19 protein-coding genes are annotated in these 20,860 nt (G+C 69.5%); 8 read left to right on the top strand and 11 right to left on the bottom strand.

Annotation, left to right across the window (positions count from 1 at the left end):
- Nucleotides 1–43: 43 nt before the first annotated feature.
- Complete coding sequence (locus ACZ6DT_RS16330; RefSeq protein WP_465595042.1) at nt 44–1,021, bottom strand: alpha/beta fold hydrolase; 978 nt, start codon at nt 1,019–1,021, stop codon at nt 44–46.
- A 75-nt stretch (nt 1,022–1,096) separates the two neighbouring features.
- Here ACZ6DT_RS16330 and ACZ6DT_RS16325 point away from each other — a divergent pair, with 75 nt between their 5' ends.
- Nucleotides 1,097–1,723 (top strand): winged helix-turn-helix transcriptional regulator, encoded by a 627-nt coding sequence (locus tag ACZ6DT_RS16325; RefSeq protein ID WP_465595039.1) that lies wholly within the window; start codon nt 1,097–1,099, stop codon nt 1,721–1,723.
- Nucleotides 1,724–1,747: 24 nt separating this feature from the next.
- Entirely contained in the window at nt 1,748–2,515 is a 768-nt protein-coding gene (locus ACZ6DT_RS16320) for a class I SAM-dependent methyltransferase (protein ID WP_465595036.1), read from the top strand.
- Here ACZ6DT_RS16320 and ACZ6DT_RS16315 read toward each other — a convergent pair.
- From ACZ6DT_RS16315 to ACZ6DT_RS16305, 3 genes are all read right to left on the bottom strand, one after another.
- Nucleotides 2,512–2,946, bottom strand: coding sequence for a hypothetical protein (locus ACZ6DT_RS16315; RefSeq protein ID WP_465595033.1), 435 nt, complete (start codon nt 2,944–2,946; stop codon nt 2,512–2,514). The genes ACZ6DT_RS16320 and ACZ6DT_RS16315 overlap by 4 nt on opposite strands.
- A gap of 96 nt (nt 2,947–3,042) precedes the next feature.
- Entirely contained in the window at nt 3,043–3,723 is a 681-nt protein-coding gene (locus ACZ6DT_RS16310; protein WP_465595030.1) for a hypothetical protein, read from the bottom strand.
- Nucleotides 3,723–5,234 (bottom strand): glycosyltransferase family 2 protein, encoded by a 1,512-nt coding sequence (locus ACZ6DT_RS16305; RefSeq protein WP_465595027.1) that lies wholly within the window; start codon nt 5,232–5,234, stop codon nt 3,723–3,725. Before ACZ6DT_RS16305 ends, ACZ6DT_RS16310 begins: the two co-directional genes overlap by 1 nt.
- A gap of 475 nt (nt 5,235–5,709) precedes the next feature.
- On the opposite strand from ACZ6DT_RS16305, the gene wecB reads away from it, so the two are divergent.
- The 3 genes from wecB to ACZ6DT_RS16290 all read left to right on the top strand — a co-directional run bounded on the left by wecB (nt 5,710) and on the right by ACZ6DT_RS16290 (nt 9,666).
- Complete coding sequence (gene wecB, locus ACZ6DT_RS16300; protein WP_465595024.1) at nt 5,710–6,879, top strand: non-hydrolyzing UDP-N-acetylglucosamine 2-epimerase; 1,170 nt, start codon at nt 5,710–5,712, stop codon at nt 6,877–6,879.
- A complete protein-coding gene (locus ACZ6DT_RS16295; protein WP_465595021.1) occupies nt 6,876–8,597 on the top strand; it encodes a DUF2334 domain-containing protein in 1,722 nt (573 codons plus the stop codon). Before wecB ends, ACZ6DT_RS16295 begins: the two co-directional genes overlap by 4 nt.
- A 142-nt stretch (nt 8,598–8,739) precedes the next feature.
- Entirely contained in the window at nt 8,740–9,666 is a 927-nt protein-coding gene (locus ACZ6DT_RS16290) for a hypothetical protein (RefSeq protein ID WP_465595018.1), read from the top strand.
- Nucleotides 9,667–9,669: 3 nt separating this feature from the next.
- Here the strand turns inward: ACZ6DT_RS16290 and ACZ6DT_RS16285 are convergent, their stop codons facing one another.
- Nucleotides 9,670–10,746 (bottom strand): SAVED domain-containing protein, encoded by a 1,077-nt coding sequence (locus tag ACZ6DT_RS16285; protein ID WP_465595015.1) that lies wholly within the window; start codon nt 10,744–10,746, stop codon nt 9,670–9,672.
- Between the two features lie 129 nt (nt 10,747–10,875).
- Between ACZ6DT_RS16285 and ACZ6DT_RS16280 the strand changes: the two genes are divergently transcribed.
- Together ACZ6DT_RS16280 and ACZ6DT_RS16275 are read left to right on the top strand one after the other, a co-directional pair.
- Nucleotides 10,876–11,229, top strand: a complete 354-nt coding sequence (locus ACZ6DT_RS16280) for a DUF3253 domain-containing protein (RefSeq protein ID WP_465595012.1) — start codon at nt 10,876–10,878, stop codon at nt 11,227–11,229.
- Nucleotides 11,222–11,521 (top strand): hypothetical protein, encoded by a 300-nt coding sequence (locus ACZ6DT_RS16275; protein WP_465595009.1) that lies wholly within the window; start codon nt 11,222–11,224, stop codon nt 11,519–11,521. Before ACZ6DT_RS16280 ends, ACZ6DT_RS16275 begins: the two co-directional genes overlap by 8 nt.
- Nucleotides 11,522–11,588: 67 nt before the next feature.
- Here ACZ6DT_RS16275 and ACZ6DT_RS16270 read toward each other — a convergent pair whose 3' ends face one another.
- From ACZ6DT_RS16270 to ACZ6DT_RS16260, 3 genes are all read right to left on the bottom strand, one after another.
- Complete coding sequence (locus ACZ6DT_RS16270) at nt 11,589–11,819, bottom strand: hypothetical protein (protein ID WP_465595006.1); 231 nt, start codon at nt 11,817–11,819, stop codon at nt 11,589–11,591.
- A 246-nt stretch (nt 11,820–12,065) separates the two neighbouring features.
- Nucleotides 12,066–13,820, bottom strand: coding sequence for a tetratricopeptide repeat protein (locus ACZ6DT_RS16265; RefSeq protein ID WP_465595003.1), 1,755 nt, complete (start codon nt 13,818–13,820; stop codon nt 12,066–12,068).
- Complete coding sequence (locus tag ACZ6DT_RS16260; RefSeq protein ID WP_465595000.1) at nt 13,817–14,983, bottom strand: ATP-binding protein; 1,167 nt, start codon at nt 14,981–14,983, stop codon at nt 13,817–13,819. Before ACZ6DT_RS16260 ends, ACZ6DT_RS16265 begins: the two co-directional genes overlap by 4 nt.
- A 334-nt stretch (nt 14,984–15,317) precedes the next feature.
- Here ACZ6DT_RS16260 and ACZ6DT_RS16255 point away from each other — a divergent pair, with 334 nt between their 5' ends.
- A complete protein-coding gene (locus tag ACZ6DT_RS16255; RefSeq protein WP_465594997.1) occupies nt 15,318–16,133 on the top strand; it encodes an NAD(P)H-binding protein in 816 nt (271 codons plus the stop codon).
- A gap of 124 nt (nt 16,134–16,257) precedes the next feature.
- Here the strand turns inward: ACZ6DT_RS16255 and ACZ6DT_RS16250 are convergent, their stop codons facing one another.
- The 3 genes from ACZ6DT_RS16250 to ACZ6DT_RS16240 form a co-directional block, all read right to left on the bottom strand.
- Nucleotides 16,258–16,626 (bottom strand): YciI family protein, encoded by a 369-nt coding sequence (locus tag ACZ6DT_RS16250; RefSeq protein WP_465594994.1) that lies wholly within the window; start codon nt 16,624–16,626, stop codon nt 16,258–16,260.
- A gap of 176 nt (nt 16,627–16,802) precedes the next feature.
- Nucleotides 16,803–17,906 (bottom strand): DNA glycosylase AlkZ-like family protein, encoded by a 1,104-nt coding sequence (locus ACZ6DT_RS16245; protein ID WP_465594991.1) that lies wholly within the window; start codon nt 17,904–17,906, stop codon nt 16,803–16,805.
- A gap of 86 nt (nt 17,907–17,992) precedes the next feature.
- Nucleotides 17,993–20,716 (bottom strand): ATP-binding protein, encoded by a 2,724-nt coding sequence (locus tag ACZ6DT_RS16240; RefSeq protein WP_465594988.1) that lies wholly within the window; start codon nt 20,714–20,716, stop codon nt 17,993–17,995.
- Between the last annotated feature and the right edge of the window lie 144 nt (nt 20,717–20,860).

Here is a 20,860-nt window from a genome sequence, read left to right as displayed (position 1 = left end):
CGGTGTCGAAGGGCTGATCCGCCTACCTCGGAACCGTGCTCTCCTACATCTTCGGCAAGTGCACTAAGACGACGTTCGAACTCGGCCCCACCCCCCCCCCCCCCCCCCCCCTCCCCCCCTCCCCCCTCCCCCCCCCCCCCCCCCCTCCCCCCCCCCCCCCCCCCCCCCCGACGAACTCCTCGGGCGCGTCGGATTCCACGTAGGTGCCGGCGCCCTCGACGATCACGGTCTCGTGGTCGGTGAAGGTGGCTTCCAGACGTTCGCGTTCCTGGGGCCGGAAGGCGATGTCGGCGTCACCCCAGATGATCAGTGCCGGGAGGTGGGCGATGTCCGCGAAGCCGGCTTCGATCTCGGCGAAGAAGGCGCGACTGGCGCGGACCCGGCCCGGGAGTACGGCGGAGGCCTGGCGCCGCTGGGGAGTGCTCAGCGCCCGGCGGTAATGCGTCATCTCGGCGGCGCTCGGCTTCCGGCGCCGGTGGCCGGTGGGGATGAACATGTTGACGAGGAGGTTGAACCGCCGGACCAGGAAGCGGGCCGGAGGTCCGCCGAGGAGCCGGGAGAAGGCCTCGAAGTGGAGGACGCCGTTGACCGGCCAGGCCCAGGTGTTGGAGAGCACCAGCCGTTCGAAGACGCCCGGCCGCCGCTGCGCCGCGGCCAACCCGATCTGGGCGCCCCAGTCCTGGCCGACCAGAGTGACCCCCTTGAGGTGGAGTTCGTCGACGAACGCGGTGACCACGTCCGCGTGTTCCTCGGGCCAATACCGGTAGCCGGGTTTCGGGGTCGACAGCCCGAAGCCGGGGTAGTCGAGGGCGACGCAGCGGAAATCGTCGCGCAGCGCGCGGATCACGTCGCGCCAGAGGAACGACCAGGTCGGGTTGCCGTGCAGGAACAGCAGTGTGGGCCCGGATCCCTCGTCGACGTAGTGCACGGTGTGCCCGTCGATGTCGACGAAACGGCTCTCGAAGGGGAACAGGCTGTCGTCGACCCAGGTGGGTCGCACGCATTCGGTGGTGTCGACCATGGCGGTCCCCTCCGGTCGTTCTCGCGTATACTTGAGCTTGTCACGCACACTTGAGGAAAACAAGCGGGAGCTACGATGCGCGGCTACGGCCAGTACTGCGGGCTCGCCCGGTCTCTCGAGGTGGTCGGCGATCGGTGGAATCTGCTCATCGTCCGCCAGCTCCTCATCGGCCCCGCCCGCTACCGGGAGCTGATCGACGGCCTCCCCGGCATCGCGACCAACCTCCTCGCGGATCGGCTCCGCGACCTCGAAGCGTCGGGTGTGCTCGAGCGGCGGCTGGCAGGCTCGGGCAGCGTGGTCGAGTACGCCCTCACACCGTGGGGTGCCGAACTGCGCGAACCGATCGAGAGCCTGATCCGCTGGTCCGCCCCGTTGATGGCCCGCGGCCCCGACGGCGACGCCTTCCGACCGGAGTGGCTCGCCCTCGCCGTCCCCGCCCTGCTCGGTTCCCGGGTCAAGGTCCGCGCCTCGGTGACGATCGGTCTCGAAATCGGCGGCTCGACCTTCCAGCTCCGCGCGACACGCTCCGGCTTCGAAATCGGCCCGCACGACGGCCGCGAACTCGACGCCACCGTCCGTGCCGAACCCGCCTGCGTCCTCGGCCTTTCCGCCGGCGCTCTCACCCTCGGCGACGCGCGTGGTCTCGGGCTGGTCGAGATCGACGGCGACGAGTCCGTGGTCCGCACCGTTTTCGCCGCCTGACGAGGAGGTCGATACGGTTGCCGGATGAGCGAAACGCTGGACGAGACCGTCGCGCGCATCATGGCGGGCGTGAGCACGACGATCGCGGACGGCGACAGCATGTTCGCGGGCAACAACGTCGAGCACTACCTGAGCGTGTCCAGGGACGCTTTGCGCGCGGTGCTCGCCGCGCTGCGGGTCACTGGTCGGCCGGAACCCAAGCGGCTCTTGGACTTCGGATGTGGTTACGGCCGGGTGATGCGCTCGTTGCGCGCCGCTTTCCCGGCGGCCGAGCTGATCGCGTGCGACCTGGATCCGGCGGCGCTGGCCAGTTGTGCGGAGGCGTTCGGCGCGCGAGCGGTGCTCGGTGCCCCGGACGTCGACGACATCGAGCAGGTCACCGATGTGGACCTGCTGTGGTGTGGTTCGGTGCTGACTCATCTCGATGCCCCGGATTGGGGACCGCTCCTGCGCTACTTCTCGCGCGCGCTGGCTCCCGGTGGTGTCGCGGTGGTCACCACGCACGGCCGCCGGATGGCGATGCGTGCCGAGGCGGGCAAGGACTACGGACTGGACGCGCGTGCCACCGACCGCGTGCTCGCGGCGTACAAGGCGTGCGGTTTCGGCTACAACGACTACGCGGGCAACGACGGGTACGGCATTTCGCTCAGCTCGCCCGGCTGGGCGGTGCAACGCGCGCTGGAGGCGCCCGACCTGCGGCTCGCCGGATACGACGAGGCCGCCTGGGATCTGCACCAGGACGTGATGGTGCTTGTCAAGGACGCCAACGCGAAATTGAAGACGGACCTCTAGCCGCGCTTCAGGATGACGAGGAACTGGCCGCCGCCGGGCTCGACATTCGCGGTCACCGGCAAACCCGGTACCAGCCGGGAGAACCGGTCGACCAGCCAGTCCGCCGCCTCCTTGGCATCCTGTTCGGTCGGGCAACGGGCCACCAGTTCGCGGCCCCCCTTGCGTTCCAGCCGTCCGGCGACGGTGATCAGCGGCGCGGGTTCGACCACGTGCAGGCGATCCGGCCAGGCGATGACGACCTTGACCGCGCCCTTGCGGGTGTTGCAGCCGCGGTGCGCGAGCCGCTCGGCGACCTTGGCCTTCCGGTCGGCGGTCCGGCTGTCGACACTGGGACCCCGAGGGTCGTTCACCGACATGTCCGGGTCGACCGGTTCGTCGCAGACCCAGCATCGCCAGCCGTCGCGTTCGGCCACGTCATCGAGAAGACTCATCCGGTCAAACTAGCTTGCCGCTCCAGCACGGGTCCGAGCCGATGCGGAATTCCGTGAAGGCCTCCTTGAGGGACCCAGAGTCCCTCAAGGAGGCCTTCACGGACCGTCGGCTTTGCCGAGCTCCAGCGTGGCGTTGTGCAGCGAGGAGTACAGCGGGTCGGAAGTGAAGTCCGGCCCGGTCTCCTCGCCGAGGTAGACGTCGATGTGCCGGTCGCCGCCGAGTCCGGGGGTGAATTCGTCCATGATCCGCCAGGAGGCGGAACGCAGCCGGTCGCAGACTCCCGCGTCGATCGCCGTGCCGTCCTCCGCGGTGCCGCAGCCGGTGATCCGCAGTTCGCGGCCGGCGCCGAGGACGGCCGGATCCGCGGCGGCGGAGACGAACGGCTCCAGCGGGCGGCCGTGGCTGTCGCGGGGCGCGTTGTCCAGCCAGAAACCGATGTCGTGGGACCAGTTCAGGTAGCGACCGGCGTGACGGCCGCTGACGATCCGGCCGGTGCCTTCGTCCTCGACGGCCTTCACGAAGTCTTCCGGGTAGCTGCCGAGAAGGTCGTCGCCGCGTTCGCAGTCGATCACCAGACACCCGGTGACCGGCACCGGATCTTCGTCGTGGTGCGACTCGACCGCGGTGTAGTACACGGTCACGTACCAGCCGGTGGACGACTCCTTCCCGGAGTCGCCGCGGTCGATGGTGGAGGCCGCGGCGAGGGCCAGCCCGGCGGCCGCCAGGACGAGAACGAGCTTGTTCCGTTTCGGGCGGCGTCGGTGCTGGCCTGCCATCACACCCGCTCCAGTCGCTGTGGCGGTTCGGTTTCGGCCAGCGGGTGCGGGACCGGCCGGGTCCGCTCGGCGGCGGCCAGGACCTCCGCGGGAATCGGCTGGGTGACACTGGGATCCGGCCGGTGGGTGCGCGGATCGAGCGCCATGGGCGGAGCGGTCGGCTGCGGGAATCGCAGAGGCTGAGAGACCGGGGCGGGTGCCGGAATCGGCATCGGCGGCACGGGCTGGCCGTCTTCGGCCAGCCGTTCGGTCTTGGCCCACCCGTTGCGTCCGGACAGCAGCCGGAACAGCGCGCGCCAGGTCGCGATGATGCCCAGCGCCAGAAACCACGGGTAGAGCAGCCCGGCGAACAGGCACCGCAGGATGTTCTCGTCGCGGAGCCGGACCCAGTAGACCAAGCCCCAGAGCAGACTCGGCAACATGGCCAGCCCGACCAGCATCGCGGCCGATGTCGGCAGAGTGTCCACTGTGGCCACCAGCCCGCCCAGCGTGCTCCCGGTCGCCAGCGCCACGGCGGACGCCGCGACCAGTCCGACCAGTAGCAGCGACATGGGCACGGTCAGCCAAGGCGAGAGCAGGTAGATCAGGAAGTCGGCGAGGCCGAAGCCGCTGACGAACCTCGACGTGGTCAGTCCGCGAAGGTGCCGGAAGCATTGCAGGTTGCCCTGTGCCCACCGGGTTCGCTGGCGCAGCAAGCGTTTCACGTCGGTCAGTCCCTGCTGGGTGACCCACGCGGATTTCGTGTAGCGTACGCGGATCCCGTCCAGGTGCAGGCGCAGACCGAGTTCCAGATCTTCGACCAGGCAGGCCGACCACGGGCCCGGGTGGAACCGCGCGAGGACGGACAGCCGGGTGAACTGGCCGTTGCCGCCCAAGCCGACACTGCCGACCAGGTCGCGCAAGGACTGTGCGGAGTCCGCGATGGCGCCGAATTCCAGATCCTGGAGCAACGCCAGCGTCTTGTGCCGGTTGTGGATGCGCACCCGGCATTGCACGGCACCGACCGACTTCTCCGCCATCAGTTCGGCGATCTCGTCGAGCATTCCTTCGCTGCAACGGCCGTCACCGTCCACGATCCCGACGATCGTCTGCTCGATGGTGCCTTCCCGGCCGGCGATGTCGAGGATGTAGCGGTACGCGGTGTTCAGGCCCTCGCCCTTGCCCTGCCGGGCCATGGGCAGCTCACGGCGCAGCACGTGCAGCCGCGGATCCCTGATACCGGCGAGGATGTGCGGCGTCGCGTCGTCGGAGGCGTCGTCCACGACGACGACGCGGACCGGCGTGTACCGGGTTCCGGTGGCCAGCGCGTTGCGCACCGTGTTCGCGATGACGCGTTCCTCGTTCAGTGCCGGGATGACGATCCAGAACGGTACCGGCTCCGGCGTCCGGCGCACACTGCGTGGTCGTTGCGGCGACCGCCAGGCGAACACCGCCAGGACGAGGTTCTGCAGCGGCCACCAGATCAGCACGCCGACCATGACGGTGGCGATGACGGACAGACTGGTCTCCATTTCGCTACCGCCCCCTTTCCCGTGCGGGCGCGATGCGTACGAGAACCGACCGAGTGGCGAAAAGCAACAGAACGAAGGCGGCGAGTGAAAGTGGCAACCAAGTGCCTGCCCCCGCGGCGATCCCCATGGTCGCCGTCACGCCGACGGCGGGCCCGATCCGGACAACAGACATTTCTCCCCCAATTTCGTGTGCTCAATTCCTTGTGTGCGCAGGATTGTGCGTGCTGCGTCGGGCCCCCGGCCGATCCCGCATCCGTGCACTACGACGTGAGGAGTGCGGCTTCGGTTCCCTCGATCGGGTGAGGAAAGTCGGCGGGAACCGGACAGAACCACTCTGCGTCGCATCGGTCACAGCACCCCGCGCGAATGATCATGCGAAGCGCGCGAAACACTGAAAATAATATTCGACCTTGGGGGAGTAATGGTTGGGAATCGACAGGAAAGCGGAGCGACCCGGCCTCGGGTGTGGCTGGTGATGGGGACCCGGCCGGAGGCGATCAAACTGGCGCCGGTCGCCGAGGCGATCGCCGCGGCGGGCCGGATGGAGCCCTACCTGGTCGCCACCGGACAGCATCCGACGATGGCGGGCCAGGCGCTGGAGACGTTCGGCTTCCGCGCGGACACCACGTTGCCGCTGCACCGCCGCGACGGCGGCCAGCCCGAACTGCTCGGCCAGCTGCTGACCGGTCTGGACGCGCTGGCCGATCGTGAACCGCCCGCGGTGGTGGTGGTGCAGGGGGACACCACCACCACACTGGCCGGTACGCTCGCCGCGTTCTGGCGGCGGGTGCCGGTGGTGCATCTGGAGGCGGGCCTGCGCTCGTTCGACCTGGCCGCGCCCTTTCCGGAGGAGCTGAACCGGCGGCTGGTCACTCAAGCCGCGTCTCTGCATCTGCCGCCGACGTCGGCCGCGGCCGGGAATCTGCTTCGCGAGCAGGTTCCCGCCGAGCGGATCGTGGTCACCGGCAACACTTCGGTGGACGCCATCCGCGCGATCGCCGACCGCGGGGCCGTGACCTACCAGGACGAGCGGGTCGCCGCGGCCGTGGAGGCGGCCACCCGCGGTGAACGGCTGGTGCTGGTCACCGCGCACCGCCGCGAGTCCTGGGGCGAACCGCTGCGTCAGGTGCTGCGCGCGGTCAAGGAACTGATCGCCCGGCACACGGACTTACACGTGGTCCTGCCCGCGCATCCGAACCCGGCCGTCCGCGAGCTGGTCGACGACGAACTGGACGGCCTGCCTCGCGTGGTGGTCACCGAGCCGCTGCGTTACGAGGAATTGGCCGGTGTGCTCGCGGCCGCCACGCTGGTCTTGTCCGACTCCGGCGGGATCCAGGAGGAAGCGCCCACCTTCGGGGTGCCGGTGCTGGTGTTGCGCGAGGTCACCGAACGGATGGAAGCGGTGCACGCGGGCTGTGCCCGGTTGGTCGGCACCGATCGCGAGCTGATCGTGCGGACGGCGTCGGAACTGCTGACCGACCGGCGGGCCCGGGCGGCCATGATGACCAACGGCAATCCTTTCGGCGACGGAAGGGCCGCGTCGCGCACCGAGCGCGCGCTGGCCAGGCTGCTCGGCCTGAGCGCCGAACCGGTGGAGGAGTTCGACGCGGATTCGCGTGTGGTGTCGGGGGGTGTGCTGGTATGACCCGCAGGGTGAACCGGCGCCGGCGTACACCCGCCGGACTGCGCTTCGCGGCGCTGGCCGTCGTCGTCGCGACCGGATTGGTGATGCTGGTCGTGTACACGCGCCCGGCCAGCGCGATACTCGCTTCGCCCGCGGCCGCTCCGGTCTCCCTCGGCGACCGGCTGGCGACGACCAGCGAGGTCGGCAGTCCCGGTCCCGGCGGGAACCGCGCTCACCGGACGCTGGTGGTCTACGACGCGGGTGAGCGCGACGCGCCGAACCCGCCCGCCGGGGCGGACGAAGCCGGGATGGCCGAGGCACACGCGATGCAGACCGCGAACCTGGTTTCGCGGGCGGGCAGCTGGACGATGCGCGCCGCGGCCGACTACCGGGCGGGCGAGCTCGGTGGTCACCAGGCGCTGGTCTACGTCGGTTCGATCAGCGAAGCCGCGCTACCGGCCGTATTGCTCGCGGACGTGGCGACCGCGAAGGTGCCGGTCATCTGGATGGGCGAGAACATCCATCGCCTGGCGGAACACGACCCTGGCATCACCGCGCGCTGGGGCTGGACGCCGGTGGGCCGCACACTGACCTCGCCGACCGAGGTCCGCTACAAGAACGTGTCACTCGAGCGTAACCCCGAGATCGGCTCGGTTCCGTTGGTACGGCGGGAGAATCCGGCGGTCAACGAAGTACTCGCGGACAGCGTCGCGGGCGGCGAGCACCTGCCGTGGGCGGTGCGCTCGGGGACGTTCACCTACCTCGCGGAGGCACCGTTCTCCTACGTCAACGAGGGAGACCGGTACCTCGCCGCCGCGGACATCCTGCTCGGCACGCTCGCTCCGAAAACCGTGGAACGGCACCGGGCGCTGGTGCGGATCGAGGACATCGGCCCGCGCACCGACCCGGGACAGATCCGCCGGATCGCCGATCTGCTCGGCGGGCAAGGGATTCCGTTCTCGCTCGCGGTCTACCCGTACTACGCGGACCCGCACGGTGTGGCCAACGGCGGCAGGCCGACCTTCGCCCGGCTCGTGGACAGCCCGGCCCTGGTGGACGCGCTGCACTACGCGATCCGGCGCGGGGCGACGATGATCATGCACGGTTACAGCCACCAATTCGAGGAGCTGGCGAACCCCTACGGTGGGGCGAGCTCCGCGGATTACGAGTTCTACACGGCGATCGTGGACAAGAACAACCACGTCGTGGAGACCGGCCCGGTTCCCGGTGACTCCGCGGAATGGTTCCGCGGGCGTATCGCCACCGGCCTCGGCGAGTTCCGCCGGGTCGGGCTGCCCGAACCGGAAGTGTTCGAGTTCCCGCATTACGGCGGTTCCGCGGTGGACTACAAGGAGGTCAGTTCCCACTTCGCGGCGCGCTACGACCAGGGCAGCTATTTCGCGGGATACTGCCCGCGCGGTGCCTGCGGCTCCACCTCGACGGTGTCCTACCAGACCAAGTACGGTCAGTACTTTCCTTACCCCGTAAGGGATGTCTATGGCGCGGTGGTGATACCCGAGAACCTCGACCACGTCGCGCCGGAACCGTTCAACCAGCATCCGGCCCGGCTGCCCGCGGATCTGCTCGCCGACGGCGCGAAGTCGAAGGTGGTCCGCGACAACGTGGCCAGCTTCTTCTTCCACCCATTCCTGCCCTTGGAACACCTGAACACGGTCGTCCTCGGCCTGCGGGCGCAAGGATACGAGTTCAGCACCGCCAGCGAGGTCGCCCGCGGCTGAGCACCCCGCTTGACACGACTCCACGGCCTTGACCGTCCTTTTGGAGTGTCGAGAAACTCTGAAGAACCCCCCGCGTGACAGGATTTTGAAGAGCTTCGGGTGCCATTGCCGGGTGGACCGGTGATGTGCCAGCATCGACGGCATGACGGTCGGCGATGTCAGAATGGCCACTTTCGTCTTCTTGCGAGATCGGATCCACGGGCTGCTGGCACCGACCGGCTGCGGTTTCGACGTCTACCCGCATGGGTCCTTCGTGAAGGGCACTCAAGTGGATCCGTACGGCGACGTCGACATCGTGGTCGAACTTTGTCATCCGGTCGTGCCCGAGTGGCGAGGCGGCTTCGAACCGGCCCCCGGTACGCGGTTCGGCAAACGGGTGAAAGGCCGGCCGCCCACCCCGGAATTCCTGTGGTTCAAGGAAACCGTGGCCCGGGCGCTGAGCTACGACTTCGAGACGATGTCGCCGGGCCTGGCATCGATGGTCGCGTGGGGCAAGGTCCAGCGGGTGCTCAAGGTGGCGCCGGTCTTCCCTGGCCACGTCAACGCCGATCTGCTGGTTTGCCAACGGTTCCTGGAGACGCCGCCCGTTTCGGTGAACACGGCGGACCAGGGCGTCATTTTCTGGGACGGCCACGGCGAACTCCAGGTCAGTCATCCGAGGAAGTACATCGCGAAGGTCAAGGAAAAGGACATGCGCACCGACGGCATGTTCACGCGATTCGTCCGGCACCTGAAAGCGAACCACGTCGGCATGAAGCAGCGAGGCGTGAGTGGCAGGCGTTCGTCCATTCCGGGGCAGAAGGTCCCCATGGACTCGTCATTGGGCGTGTCCTCGGCGACTCTGGAAATGCTGGCGTACGGGGTCCCCAACGATTACTACTCTTCCCGAAGCCTGAACGCGACGAGGAAGAGAGTGAAAACCTATCTTCGCGCTGTCGCCGAAACCGAACGCTCGCGTGAGTCCTTCGTGCCCTGGGATCTCGTAAACGACACGACCTATCCAGAGTGGATCGAGTTCATGCACGGAGGATTCAGGATGCTGCTCTCGAACGAGAAAATGTGGGCCTGACGGTCAAGCCGACGGGGGAAACGGCTCGTAGGAGTCGCTGGTCGCGTCGAAGGTGAACGCCGTCCACCGCCCGTGTTCCGGCGCGGCCAGCCGGGCACCGAGTGCGACCGCGATCGCGACCGGCCCGCTGAGGAAGATCGCGTGCCCACCGGTTCGGGCGCCGGCGGTCAGCGGCGCTTCCCGCCAGGCGCGGCAGATCTGCTCCACCGCCCCGGTGAAGGTGGCGGTGTCCTCGGTCAACAGCGGTGACGCGGTCCGGAGCCGCAGGACGTGGCCGTAGCCGTGGCGACGGCAGGACGCCATCACCTGGTCGAAGAACTGGTCACCGCGGCCCTGCAGATCCACCGCGAGAGCGACCTTGTCCGGAGCGCCGTCGTCGACGGCCTCCAACCGGTCGACGTCCAGCGGTTCGGCGTCGGAGTCGATCACGCGCAAGGACGTCGCGGGGAAGTACGCCGGTGCGCCGTCCGCCTGCCGGAGGGCGTGCACCACCACCTCGCGGGCATGGGTGTACCCCAGCCGGGCACCGAACCAGAACGCGACGTGCAGCGGCATGATGGGGATCAGGTTGATCCGCACGGCATCGGGGGTCAGGCGTTCGGCCATCGTGGTGGCGGACAACGTCTCGTCGGCGAGGGCGTCGACCAGTTCGCGGTCCCGGGCGCCGTCGCCGGGCAACTCGATGCCGGTCTTCAGCGTGATCGTGCAGGTGCGCCGGCTGAAGCTCTCCGCCTGCTGCTCCAGGTGCCGGGCGCGAGCCCGCCCGCGCCTGCCGTCCGATGCGGTGACCACGATGCCGACCCGCACTCGGCGGCGGAGACGGCTCCTCGCCCACAGGCCGAGGGCGACCAGGGCGAGCCCGGCGGCGAAGGCCAGCACGAACCACCATCGCCCGGCAGGCTCGCCCGCCAGGAACGACTTCGCGGCTTCGACTCCGAATCCGCCCGCCGCCATCCCGCCGACGGTGAGCGGGGCCGTCCCATCGGTGACGGCCGCCCACCGTCCGTCGGAGCCACCGGAAGTGTCACCGGAGCCGACGACCGTCAGCCGGGGCGAAACCGGCCGTCCTGAATCTGTCACCACAACCATCCGTTCGGGGCCTGCGTTCGTGGTGTGCTCGAACCAGCGGATCGGATCACTCTATTCGGCGACCGGCAGACTCGCGGTCGCGGATTCGCGTAGGCGGCGAGGTGGTGCGACCCTGACGGTATGACCGATCGGCCAGGGCCACGACGAGAACTGGAGCGGATTCGGGAGAGTGCTGGACCGGGTGCGGCTCATTCCCGGACCGCTCTGGGCGCCGGGCCGCTTCCCGATCGCTTGCGGGCCGCGATCCTCGCCTTGGCTTTCGCCCGAGGCGAAGGCAGCAGCACCTGTCCTTCCGACGCGGCCAGGGCGCTGGCGGACGAGTGGCGTCCGTTGCTGCCACAGGCTCGGGAACTGGCCCGCGAGCTCGCGCGGGCGGGCGAGGTGCGGCTGACCCAGGATGACCGGTCACTGGACCCGGATGGGGAGTGGGAGGGACCGATCAGGATCCGGCTGTCCGGGCACGCTTATGGCTGAGCCGGACCGCACGCCCGACGGGCACTTCGTCGTGATCGACGGCCGGCGCTGGCGAGCGACCGATCCGGAGATCCCGGAGGAAGCGGCGGCCCGGTTGCGCAGTCTGCTGATGCGGGCTCGCCGGGATGTCGGCGCGGCCCGCCGTGCTGGGAACTCCGAAGCCGAGCGGGAGGCCAGGGCGCGGGTGCACACCGCCAAGGTCGCTTTGGGTGAGCGTGGCACCCCGTGGTGGGATCAAGATGGCGAGGAGCGGCGGCAACGGTGGCAGCACGGCCTGGACCTCTTGAGTTGACCCCTGCCTGTCAAGCGTTCGTCCTGGTCCTCCCACGCGATCGCGCGGGAGGACCAGGACGGTCCGTCTACCGCTTGATGTAGAGGTCCCACGAGAAGGTCGACGCAGAGCAGAAGTAGTCCGACCACCGGCGGTTCTGTTTGCCGAGTTGGCCGTTGATCTTGCAGTCGCCCTCTGTCGACCAGCTGGACTCGTAGTAGTACCTCGGGTCGACGCCCGCACTGGCAGGCTGCGCGAACGCGATCGTTGACGCCAGCGCACCCATGACGGCGGCGGCCGCCGCGATCTTCTTCTTCACTTGTGTAGCCCCAGTTCTGTCTTGTGACACGTGCGCGTACAAACAATCATGAACCGGGCTCGCTTGTCTGGCGAACGGGCACATTCGACAAGTTTTCGACGGTGTCGGCGCGGCAGTCACTGTGGAGCTAAGAGGATCCGCTGGTCGGTTGGCATGACTCGTCGATGTCGGGCGCACGAGTGTGAGGTCAAGGGCTTCCGACGGAAACCCGGCTTCAGGCGACAAAGCGGCGCAAGCGCACCCTGCTCAGTCCTCGGTGGCGGACACGAAGATCCGGGAGAGTCTCCCGGTCGCCCACTGCAAGCCGAGCCGATGCTCGGCGAGGTCGTAGTTGACGGTGACTTCGCCGGTGGCGCGATTCTCCCAGCTGTTGTGGGGAACGGCACCGTAGGCCAGCACGTGGGCGTCGACCGAGTGACGATGCCCGCCGAGGTCGAGCCCGGAGATCACGCGGTCGGCGCCCGGACAGAGCGTGACATCGACGGTGACCTTCTTGACCCGGCCGTCGAGCAACGCGATGTCGACGCCGTCGACGCTCGGCTCGGCGGGGTCCAGCACACTCTGCCGGACGGTCGAGCCGGGGAAGAGCCCCCGCAGTTCCGCGTACGCCGCGGAGTGCTCGGGCGCTCCCAGAGCGGCGTACATCGTCGCGATGACGCCGGCCAGGGACGTGCCGGGGACCCGGGGCAGGCCTGCCCCGGGCTCCTCGGTCTTCCGGGGTGCCGGCCGTGGGTCCGGCCCCCCGAAGCCGGCCACCCGATCCCAGATCCAGTCGGCCATCGATGTGGCGACGGGTTCGTCGGGCTGTCCGGGCCGTCGCCGGACCAGCGCCCCGAACGCGACGACGGCCAGGTACGCCCCGGCGTCGTCGGTCATCACCTGTTCCCAGACCTCGTTCTCGGGCCAGTCGGGGTGCGCTGCCGGGTCGGCCTCGATCTCGGCGCTCATGGCGATGATCTCGGCCGCCGACATCAGGCGGAAGGGCTCGGCCGAACCCCAGGCGGCGCCGGAGCCGGGCGGCTGGCCGTCGTGCCAGGCGAGCAGGTCCTCCGCGACCATGGAGCCGATCTTGTCGGCTTCGGGCTCGTCGGCGAGCGAGATGCCCGGTCGCAGGGTGGCTCGCAGGCCGGCGGGCAGCACGTCGTCCAACGCCGCCAGCGCGGAAGCCAGGTCGATGCCGACCATCTGGTCACGGAGTTGCCGCCACCCCACCTCGATCGCCCCGGTGCGGCGGATGTCGTCCAAAGTGATGTCCTGGGCGTGGGCGTTCTCGACGATCCGCAGCATCGTCCGGGCCGTCCCCACCAGATTCTGCGCGAGGTCTTCGGTCGGATTCTCGCGCAGCAGTCGCAGACCGAGCCGTTCCGCGTCGTCGAACCGGTATTGCACCAGGTAGGACCAGCCGAGCAGCAGCGCGACCGAGGAGTTCGCCGCGTCGGCCCGGATGGCCTCCTCCGCCGCGGGGATGAACCGTTCGGGTGGGGCGAGGCTCTCCAGCAAATACACCGCGCGTTTCCCGAGTGCCTTGGGGAGCTCGCCCGGCGCCGTCCGGGAGCACAGGGCCACCGACTCGTCGAGCCGGCGCCACCCGTCCTCGTGTTCCCCGCCGAGTGCCAGGGCGGACCCCAGTTCCATCCAGTCGCGCCAGTCCTCCTGTTCCTCGGCCAGCACGGTGTGTGCCCATCGCAGCGCCTCGGGACGATCATGCTCGGCGGAAGCCAGATGGCGGAGAGCGCGAGCCGCGTTGATGAACTGGCGGTCGCGGCGACCGGCCACCTGGAGGAAAAGGCGCCGCGCCTCGTCCGCGTCGCCACAGAACTCGCGGTGATTGCCGAGCAACAGCGACACGCTGCTTCGCTCCGGCTGGGCCGCGAGCACCCGCAGCGCCAGCTCGGCGACCTTGGGATGCGTCGGCTGTGCCGCGAAAAGCTCCCATGCCAGGTCCAGGGTCCGCTCCAAGGCGTCGTCGTCATCGGAGGCCTTGCGCCCGAAGTCACTCATCGCAGTCCTCGCTTGACCCGGTAAGCCCGGAGTTGATCGAAGGTTCCGTCGTCGACGCCGTACTCCAGTACCGGCGCCACCTGGTCGAACCAGGAGGCCGTGGACGGGGTGATGCCGCCGGCCGCGGCCAGCAGCGCGTCGGTGGTGACCGGCACCAGCTCGCCCCTGCTCATCGACTCGACCATCGCCTGCTGCAGCACGGTTTTCGTCAAGTGGCTGAGATCGGCGCCGGAGAACCCCTCGGTCGCCGCCGAGACGGCCGCGACATCGACATCGTCGGCCGGTTTGCCCGCCAGCGTGCTCTGGACGATCGCCGCCCTGGCGACCGCGTCCGGTGGCAACACCAGCACCGTCTTGTCGATCCGCCCCGGTCGGCGCAGCGCGGAGTCGATGTCCCACGGCCGGTTCGTCGCGGTCAGGAAGTAGACCCCGTCGTTCGCGCCGGCCACGCCGTCGAGCTCCTCCAGCAGTTGAGTGACGAGCATCCGCATCGCGTGAGACCCGCCGCCACCGGAGGTACGCTGTCCGCCGAGCGCGTCGAACTCGTCGAAGAAGATCACACACGGCGCTGCCGCGCGGGCGTGGCGGAACACGCTCTGGATCGCCTTTTCGCTCTCCCCGATCCACTTGCCGAGCAGGTCCGCGAGGGTCACGTGGATGAAGGACGCGCCGAGATCGCCGGCGATCGCCCTGGCGATGAACGTCTTGCCACAACCGGGTGGGCCGTACATCAGCAGTGACCCGCCCGGCTTCTGCCCGAACGCCGCCGCCAACCCGGGATTGCGCAGCGGCGCGAGAAACGCGGTGTCCAGGTGCCGCTTGACCTCGGCGAGACCCGCGACGTCGGCCAGGGTCACCGCCGGGCGTTCGGCGTCCCACAGTGCCGCTGAAACAGTGGCGCCGCTGTCCTGCCGGTCCTCGTCGGCCGGAACCGGGTTCGAGGCTCGCAACCGCGCCGCCATCAGCCGGGCGCGCAGCACCCGGATCCGCACCGGATCACCGCCGAGGGCCTCGAAAGCCGTCAGTTCGGTGGCGGCGCGGTCCGGATCGTGCTCCAGCAGCAGCGTGACGAAATCCTCGCGCAGTGCCGAATTACCGGGGTCGGCCGCCACCTCACGCGCGATCACCTCGACGAAGCCGTCGCTCGGATTGTCACCGATCACCGCGCGGTCCCTTCGAGCCGACCCTTGACCAGACCCGCGGTGGCCAGAACGGCGGGAACACGCCGGACGGTCAGCATGACGCTCCCTGAGGATGTGGTGAGGGGTCGGCCACAAGATATCCGCGGAGGCGCCCACGCACTGTCACTCGAACACACCACACCACCCTGAATCGTCGGGTGACGTGGGTCTCGCCCGATGGGCCGAAGTGCCCGGGGCAAGGCCGTCACCGACGATGCCGCGCGGTCGGCAGACCCGTTCGAACAAAACGTTTGCCGCCATTGCTTTGCCGTCAATAGGCTGGTTCCGGGAATACGCGAAATTCTGGGGAGATCACGTGATCCTTGTGACCGGTGCGACCGGAACCGTCGGCCGTCAGGTGGTCCGGCAGCTCGTCCAGGCAGGCCGGCGGGTACGGGCACTGACCAGGAACCCGGCGGCGGCGAACTTGCCCGCCGGGGTGGAGGTGCTGGCGGGCGACCTCGCCGTGCCGGAGACCGTCGCTCCGGCATTGGCCGGCGTGACCGCCCTGCATCTCATCTCGTTCGCGGGAGAGGGTTACGCGCCGCTGGAAACCGCGCCGGAGATCGTTGATCTCGCCGCGAAAGCCGGTGTGGCCAAAGTGACCGTGCTGACCGGGTATGAAGAAGGCCCCGTGGAGCGGGCTGTGGAAGCCGGCGGTTTCGAGTGGACCCATGTGCAGCCGGTGGAGTTCATGGCGAACGCGCTCGGCTGGGCGGAGTCCATCCGCACCGAGGGGGTGGTCCGGGAAGGCTTCCCGGACCAGCCGAGCGCCAAGGTCCATGAAGCCGACATCGCCGCCGTGGTGGTGGCCGCGCTGCTCCAGGACGGACATGCGGGTGAAAGATATCCCTTGACCGGCCCCGAGGCGCTGACCGTGACCGACACCGTCCGCACGATCGGCGCGGCGATCGGCCGGGATCTCCGGTTGATCGAGCTCACCGAAGACCAAATGCGCGATCAGCTCCGTGCGGCGGGGCAGCCGGACGAGGTCATCGAATCCCTCATCGGATTCGGCACGAACCCGCCTCCCGAGGTGCACACGGTCCTGCCGACCGTCGAGGAGGTCACCGGCCGTCCGGCACGTACCTTCTCTCAATGGGCCACCGAAAATGCTGGGGCCTTCCGCTGACCCGGAAACCCCCGGCGAGTTCGAGGCGGGCGGTGTTTCGTGTGGTGAAGCCGAAAGCCGGTGTGTTGGCGCGGGTGCATACTCTGAATCCGCGCCAACACATAAGGCCGCGAAGAGCTGCCGATCAGCCCTGCGGTGCTTCCTGCAGTGCGCGGACCTCGACCCTGCTCCGCAGCGCACGCGAGGCCTGCTTGGCCCATTCGATCGCGACGTCGTCGTTTTCGGCCTCGATGATCCAGAAGCCGCCGAGGTACTCGTCGGCCTCGACGAACGGGCCTGGGGTGAGCACGGGGCTGTCACCGGAGTAGTCCACCGTGGTCGCGCTCGACGGCGGTTGCAGACCGCCGGCGGTCACGAACGCGCCCGCCTCCTGAACGGCGGTGTTGAACGCGCCGACCTCGGCCATCATCTCCTGCAGCTCCGCGGGGTCCATGCCCTCCATCGTCAGCTCCTCGGCGGAGTCGTGCGGAAGGCTCAGGAAATACTTCGTCATGGTCGTCTCCTCGTCGTACGGCCGGCGGCCGCTGCCTGGATGCCCGAAACGCTAGGCGGGGCTCACCGCTGACGAATCAGTCATCGTGACTGATGTCCGGGAAACCGGCGACCGGCGTCGGCCACGCGGCCGCCGTGCCCGCGCGGTTGGGAGCGGGGCGGATCTGACGATGGGCCTCACGACACCGCGATCGTCATCGTGAGGTCACGGCCGAGAAGACCGGAGAGACGCTCGACCTCATCCTCGAACTCCGCGCGGGACGGGCGTTCCGCCTCGGCGAACCAGGACACGGCCAGTACCCCTCGGTCGATGTTCCAGGTGGCCGCGACTTGTCCGGCTCGCAATGCCAAGTTCGCACCTCGGGTCACGGCCGGGCGGCGCGCGGCGGGGACGATGCGGTGGTCAGCGGTGCCCGATCCGAGCACCCACTGATCATATCCCGGCAACAGGATCACTCCTTCCGGCTTCGGGGCGGCCGCGGTCAGGGAGGTGAGGTGCTCGCGCAGGTGCAGCATGGGGCTGCCGTCGACCTGGATCTCGGCGACATGGTCCTGGAGGAGGTCACTGAGCCAACCGTCCAGCCGACGGCGACCGGCACTGAGACCTGCGACCAGCCAGTAGCGCAAGTTGTCCCGGGTCGCCGGCCCATAAGCGGCCAGATAGGCGAGGACTGCTCGCCTTCCGGCCTCAGGGAGGTCGGGAAGGCCGGTCCATCGGGGACTGGACGCCGGCGACTGGAAGGTGAGCTGTCCATCCTGGACTGGGCCGAAGCACAGGTCCCCTTGCCATGCCAGCGGCTTGAGCAGCGTGTGGCCGGGATGAGAAAGTGCGGCCCGCAGATGCCGGAATCGAGGGTAGCTCGCGACCTTCTCGACCAGTTCGGAGTGGCGAACAGGTCCGTGCGCGACAACGCCGCGCACCACCTCTCGAAGGGCCGGCCAGTCCTGCGGACTCAGGTCGTAGTGGGCCTGCCAACTCGGCAGTTCCCATTGGCGGTTCGCACAGCGAACCGCCAGATGGACACCGGCATCATCGGCGGCGAGCAGATGCGTGGCGCCGCGGAAGGCGTAGGTCTTGATCAGGTCGCCGTCGCCCAGCGCGTCCGCGAGCGCATCGGACGACGGCCGGGCCAACCGCCGCCCGGTGGCCAGGCCGGGGTCGCCCGACCACGCGGGAACGGCCCCAAGCCGGCGAACCACCTCAGTGACCGACCTCGCCCCCGCGACGAGAAAGTGCCGTTCCAGACGCCAGGCCAGCGCTTGCGGCAGTGACACGTCCATGCGACAAGATTAGTGCTGCCGGCCGCGCTGACCTGCAACGAGATTCGCAAGCATCGCCAACGGAGGGACATAACGATCGTCGGCCGCTAGACGAGGTTGGCCAGCTCGGCGCGCCCGGTGACGCCGAGCTTCGGGTATGCCTTGTAGAGGTGGTGGCCGACGGTGCGTGGGCTGAGGAAGAGCTGTGCGGCGATCTCCTTGTTCGTGTGACCGGTGGCGGCCAGCCGTACGACCTGCAACTCCTGCGGCGTCAACAGGGTGAGCGGGCCGCTGCGCCGAGGCTCGTCGCCCCGCTCGCCGAAGGCGGACAGCTCGCCGCGCGCACGCTCGGCCCAGAGCTTCGCGCCGAGGCCCTCGAACGCGGACACCGCCGCCGCGAGATGGGCGCGGGCCTCGGTACGGCGGCGCTGGCGGCGCAGCCACTCGCCGTAGACCAGCTGGGTACGGGCATGCTCATAGGGACCGCCGTGCCGCTCCTGGAGCCGCAGCGCCTCGGCGTACAGCGCGTCGGCGTCGCCGTCATCGGCCAGCAAGGCCCGGCAGCGCAGTACGAGCCCGGTGGCGACCGGGCGGTCGACGTGCTCGGCCCAGTGCCGGAACGCTGTCAGTGGTCCGTGGGCGCGATCCGGCTTGCCGCTGCGCGCGGCAGCCTCCACCAGATCCGGCACCGCCCGGACCAGGACGTCGCGGCTCGCAGGTCCCTGGGACACTTTTTCGAGCCGGTCGAACGCCTCCCCGAACCGCCGGGCGGAAAGGTCGAGCATGCCGAGACCCCAGTCCGCGATCTCGGCATTGACCCGGTGCCGGGCCCGGGCTCGCGGGAGCACCTCCTCGGCGAGAGCTCGGCAGCGTGGCTCGTCACCCGACACGGCGTGCAACCACACCTCCACCGACCGGTGTGCCAGGCGCTCGGTCGTGTTCCCGAGTTCGGCGCTCATGGACGCGCCTTCCGCCACACACGCGCGGGCGTCCGCGAACTCACCGCGGAACAGCCGCGCCACGGCGAGCACGTTCAAGGTGTACGGGACCCACCCCAACGCCCCGGTAGCCCGCACCCGGGCCAGCATGTCCTCGGTTCCGGCGATGACGGCGTCGTCGTCCGCGATCATGAGTCCGCCGAAGCCGGCCGTGATGCGATGCATCAGATCGTTCCCGCCGCCGCGTGTGGCGGTGTAGAGATCGCGCATCGGGCCGACGGCCAGCTCCGGGCGTCCGGCGAAGAGCTCCGCCCACCCGAGAAGGGCGGCGACGATCGGTGCCCAGTGCTCCGGCGGGGTGAACCCGCGCATCAGCTCCGCCGCACGCCGCAGCAGATCGTGTGCCGCTCCGTGCCGGGCGGCGTGCGCGGCCTCGAAGAACGTGAGCGCGGCGCGCTCCGGATCGGTGTCGCGCACCAACGCGGCGGCCTCGATCGTCAGCTCCGCGTCGGCTCGCGGGGAGGTGCGTTCGTACTCCACGGCGCCACGCGTGTAGATGGCGTCGGCCCGGACGCCGGGGTCGGTGGTGAGCGAGAGCGCTTCGGCCGCCAGCCGGGCGGCGCGGTCGGCCTTGCCTGCGTCGAACGCGGCCTGGCTGGCCCGGGCGATACGCCGGGCCTTCAGTTCCCGGTCGGCGCTGAGCCGACCGGCGCGGTCGTAGGCCGCGGACACCGCCATCGCGCCGCCTCGGTGCCAGGCCCGCTCCGCCGCGCCTTCGAGTTCGGCGGCCACCGCCTCGTCGGGGGTGGTGGCGGCGGCGGCGAGGTGCCACGCCCGGCGGTCCGCGTCGGCCTCCGCACCCAGCGCGTCGGCGTACGCGCGATGTACCTCGATCCGCCGGTGCAGCGGCGCGTCCTGGTAGGCGGCCGCCCGTACCAGCGGGTGACGGAACGTGATCCGGCCGTCGATCCGGAGCAGCCGGTCGCGTTCGGCGGGCGCCAGGTCGCCGGGGGCGCCACCGAGGGCTTCGATCACGTGCAGGATCGTCGCGAGCGGCGCCGCCGTGTCCGCCGCCGCCGCCAGAAGCGCGCGTTGGGTGGGTTCGGGAAGCTCGACGATCTGGCGGCGGAACGCCTCCTGCACGCGGCGGGTCACCGGTAGCGGGCCGACCTGCTCGGCCGGGTCGGCCTCGTCGACATCGCGCGCCGCGAGCCGCGACGACCCGAGTTCGATGATCGCCAGTGGATTGCCGCCGGATTCCGCGAGGACCCTGGTCCGCACCGGTTCGCTGAGTTCCGGCGCGTGGTCGTCCAGCAGCCGGCCGGCATCGGGCGCGGCGAGGCCGGACAGATCCACGACCTCGACGCCTGCGATTTCGAACGGCACCGACGTCTCGCGCACCGCGAACAGCATCGCGATCGGGTCGGCCACGAAGCGGCGGGCCGCGAACAACAGCGCCTCCACGGAACCCTGGTCGAGCCATTGCAGGTCATCGACCACGCACAGCAGGGGGACGTCCTCGGCCAGATCGGCGAGCAACGACAGGGTGCCGGCGGAGATCAGGAACCGATTGGCTTCGTCTCCCTCGGCCAGGCCGAAAGCGCACCGCAGTGCCGTGGCCTGGGGAACGGGCAAGGCGTCCAACCGAGCCAAGCGTGGGAACAGGAGTTGGTGCAGACCGCCATACGCCAGCTCGGAGTCGGACTCGACCCCCGCCCCGCGGACCACGCGCATGCCCTCGGCTTCGGCGATCGACACGGCGTGGTCGAGAAGGACCGATTTCCCGATGCCCGCCGCGCCCCGCAGCGCCAGCACACCGCTGCGCGTGTCGCGCGCGTTTGCCAGCAGGCGTCGAATCCGCGCCAGCTCGACGTCCCTTCCCACCAGCGACATGCGGTCACCCTAGATGGGCGGGTGCGAACTCGGTCCCCGCGCCAGGTGAACCCGGCGACCTCCCGGCAGGGTCGGACACCACCGAGGCCGTATGGCTACGCCGCCGTGCTCAAGGCGTTGCAGGTCGCGAAGGCCAGGACAAGA

The organism is Amycolatopsis sp. NPDC041971 (assembly GCF_055588925.1).
This window is presented reverse-complemented; position numbering and strand designations above follow the sequence as displayed.